The following is a 3,275-nucleotide window of genomic DNA, read 5'->3' on the forward strand; positions in this document are numbered from 1 at the left end:
CCTCTCCAGCGCTAGCCAACAGCTGACCATCCTGGCTAAATTCCACCTGGGTAACCACACCCTGATAGCCCTTAAATTCCTGAACTTGTCCAGTTTTAATATCCCACAACCTCACTATTCCGTCCTCTCCAGCACTAGCCAGCAACTGACCATCCGGGCTAAATTCCACCTGCTCAACCCTACCCTGATGCTTCCCAAGTCTAGGCTCCTGAATCTGGTTAAGAATCCGTTGTAAAGCAAGTATTGGACTAGCAGCGGGATAGTCTTTCAAGGGAGTATTTTTGGTGACCATTGCTTTCAAAGCTTTCCCGGTTTCCATAGCTGCTACTAAGGCATCAAACTGGCTATACTTAAATTGGCTAAGATGTGTAAATCCTGCTCGTTCTAGTTTGGCTCCTTCTTGCTTCCTTTGCTCAAAAATCCGATTTTGTTTCTCTTCTAAAAACTTTGCCAATTTTCCTTCTCGATCATTCTCATATCTCTTCCGAATCGGCTCTACTAAATAATCATGAACCAACTGATATAATTCTTCTGTTCCTAGTGGAATCTGAAACACTAAACCTGAGCCCACTAAAATCTCCAAAATCAAGGTGAGTTGCTCTGAGGTTAAAGTTAAGCCACTAGCTAATTCAGTCTCTGTTCTTAAGGGTCTCAGTTGGTTATCATTGGTCAAGAGAAACAACAATTTCCAGGTAGTTTCTCGGTATTTCGGTCCACAATCGGTAACCACAGCGTCCAGATAACGCTCTACTAGTTTTGCCTTATCGCCCCCTTCCTGATACTGATCCAAGGTGACAATTCCCTCGGTTTCTAATTGTGCTCCTACCACCTGCAATTCAATCGGACGCACTTCTCCCGTTTCTGCTGCTAAATCTTTCACCAAGTGCTCAATCAGCTCTGGTTCTAAGGAAAACTTAGCTTGCTCCGTTAAGCGTTTAATAACTCCTTTGGCCTGGGATTGAGTAAAATTTCCTAAGTAATAGATAACATCCTTGCTGAGAATATCATTATTAACGACATCTAAACTAATTAGGCGGTCATTACACTCTAATAAATAATAGATATAATCTTCTCGCAAGGCCAGAATCACCTTCACGGCTTCAAGGCTTAGACAGTCTTTTAAGAATTGATAAAAAACTCCCCGTTGCTGTGGCTGAGGATACTGAAAGAAAAATTCTTCAAACTGGTCGAAAATTAGAACAGTCAGTCGATTAGTGTCACCATTGTGTTGCAGCTGGTGGAGAATTTCCCCCAGAATTTTCTCCCTCTCTGCTTCCTGCTCTGTTCCAATTATTTTTTCAGCCAACCTATCCTGCCACCGGTTATAAACCCTCAGCAACACTGGTTCCACATCCCGAGCGGCAATAATCTTTTGCTGTAATCTCGGAATTAAACCAGACTGAAGTAGAAAACTTTTACCCACGCCGGAGGAGCCACAAATTACCGTTAGTTTGTGGTCTTTGCGAGCAATACGCTCAACTAAGTCATTAATCGCTTGCTCTCGACCAGAGGCAGCAATGCGATCAGCCACCTGAGTATCCCTGATTCGTTCCTTGAGGGATAATTGACCAACGCCCACAAATGCCCGAAACCGGAACTGATACTCGATTGATTGCTGGTATGCCTTAACTGAGAAGGCTTTTTGATACTCCCCTTGGTCAAAGTAGAGCTGTCGCAATTCTCTGAGAATTTTAATATATAGATCAGGATTAAAGTTAGGATTGGTTTGGTATTGGGCTTGCTTTAGATGCTTAATCCCGTCCTGGGGTTGACCGAGATATTTGTAGGATCTGCCTAAGGATAAGCGATACCAACCTTGATGAAGTCCCAATGCCCAGTCCAACTGCTCCCGGCTCAGGTCACCAGGGAGTTGAACAGAATTATTGGCATCGGTAAGGATTTTCAGTGCTTTAGTTGCCAACTTCTTGACCCAATGCCATTGGGCACGATCCAATTGGGCGCGAGAGATAGTGAATTCTGCCTCTAGAAAGCCGTAATCATGGGCAAGCCAGACCGGGTTGGGATATTCTTTATGGAGGGCTTTGGCTTTTTTCCCTAACTGTTCCAACTCATCCCATCGTCCTAGTCTTTGTAGAATTTCCCCCAAGGGATTGATAAACTTAGCCAATAAGTCTGGACGCTTGGCTTGCTCAAAGGCTTGATGCGATCGCAAAAAATAGTCTCTAGCCCTTAGGCAATGTTGGTTACCCTGATTCCGGTCTTGATCAGCATAGGTACGCCACCATTGCCCCATATGGAACAGAACACATCCGTATCGGATTAGATGTTCGGGGTCGGCAGGGCGGTAATATAGCACGAGAAGTTCCCAGAGCTGTATACTTCGTTGATAATGCTCCTGGGACTGATTAAGACCATCGGGAATTCCTCGACCTAAGATAAATTCCACACTGGCTTCTAAGTCTAGCGCTAATTCTACCTGCTGATGTTGCAAGTCTTTCCAAGCCCAGCGTAAGTCAGCCAGCTGCTGGTTACTGAGATTATGTTTATGGTCAAAACCCCCAGCGGCTCCAGCGGCTAAAACTTGAGCAAACCCAAGATCAGTAACCTGTTTGATAAATTCGATTACGTTAGCGCTAGAAATTTTAAAGTCCAGGGGTGAACCGGTTCCCCAACTGGCCAAATCCCTTGCGGAGCGCAGGAATTGGCAATAGACTCGGTCATCTACCCAAAATAAAACCGGGACATGGAACTGTATGCGAAACTCCTCCCGGACTCGATTGGCTAATCTGAGCAGTTGCTCAAGGTTCCTTACCACCTCAAAGCCATACACCATAATCCCTTGGGGCTGTTGTTGTCCCAGTTGGGATTGAATCTTGCTGTATATCGTCCTGTAGAGCTGGGTGACCTCCGGAGTTAGTCCAATCGGGAGAATCTCTACCGAACACACCTCGGCCAGCTGTTTTATCAACTGGTCTCGCCACTGGGTATAATTACAATGGGCAAAGATTAAGGAAAATTCCTGTTCACTGGCTGCCGTTTCCATTGCCCAAGCCAGCTGCTTCAATAACTGTTGATGATCAGCGTGTTGGTTATGATCCTGTGGCTGACTATTAGTCATGGAGTTATGGCAATGGGTGTCATGGTGTTTCTTAATTCAAGGTCTGACTATGAGGTGGTGCGTTACGGGGCGGGCTATCCCAACACTGGCTACGAGGTGGAAAATTAGGGCGAGCCCTTCCCTAACGCACCCTACGCCTACTCCCGATTCCCGATTCCCGATTCCCGATTCCCGTTCCCCTCCTGGGAGGGGTTAG

General features: G+C 45.8%; 2 protein-coding genes. One reads left to right on the plus strand and one right to left on the minus strand.

Translation table 11 applies throughout. The features are described 5' to 3' along the window. The coding region (locus AC4II3_RS20825) for a WD40 repeat domain-containing protein (protein ID WP_488029310.1) at nucleotides 1-3,079 on the minus strand (3,079 nt) is incomplete at its 3' end. 49 nt (nucleotides 3,080-3,128) lie between these two features. Here AC4II3_RS20825 and AC4II3_RS20830 point away from each other — a divergent pair. Then, nucleotides 3,129-3,275, plus strand: coding sequence for a hypothetical protein (locus AC4II3_RS20830; protein WP_488014386.1), 147 nt, complete (start codon nucleotides 3,129-3,131; stop codon nucleotides 3,273-3,275).

The organism is Moorena sp. (assembly GCF_982860115.1).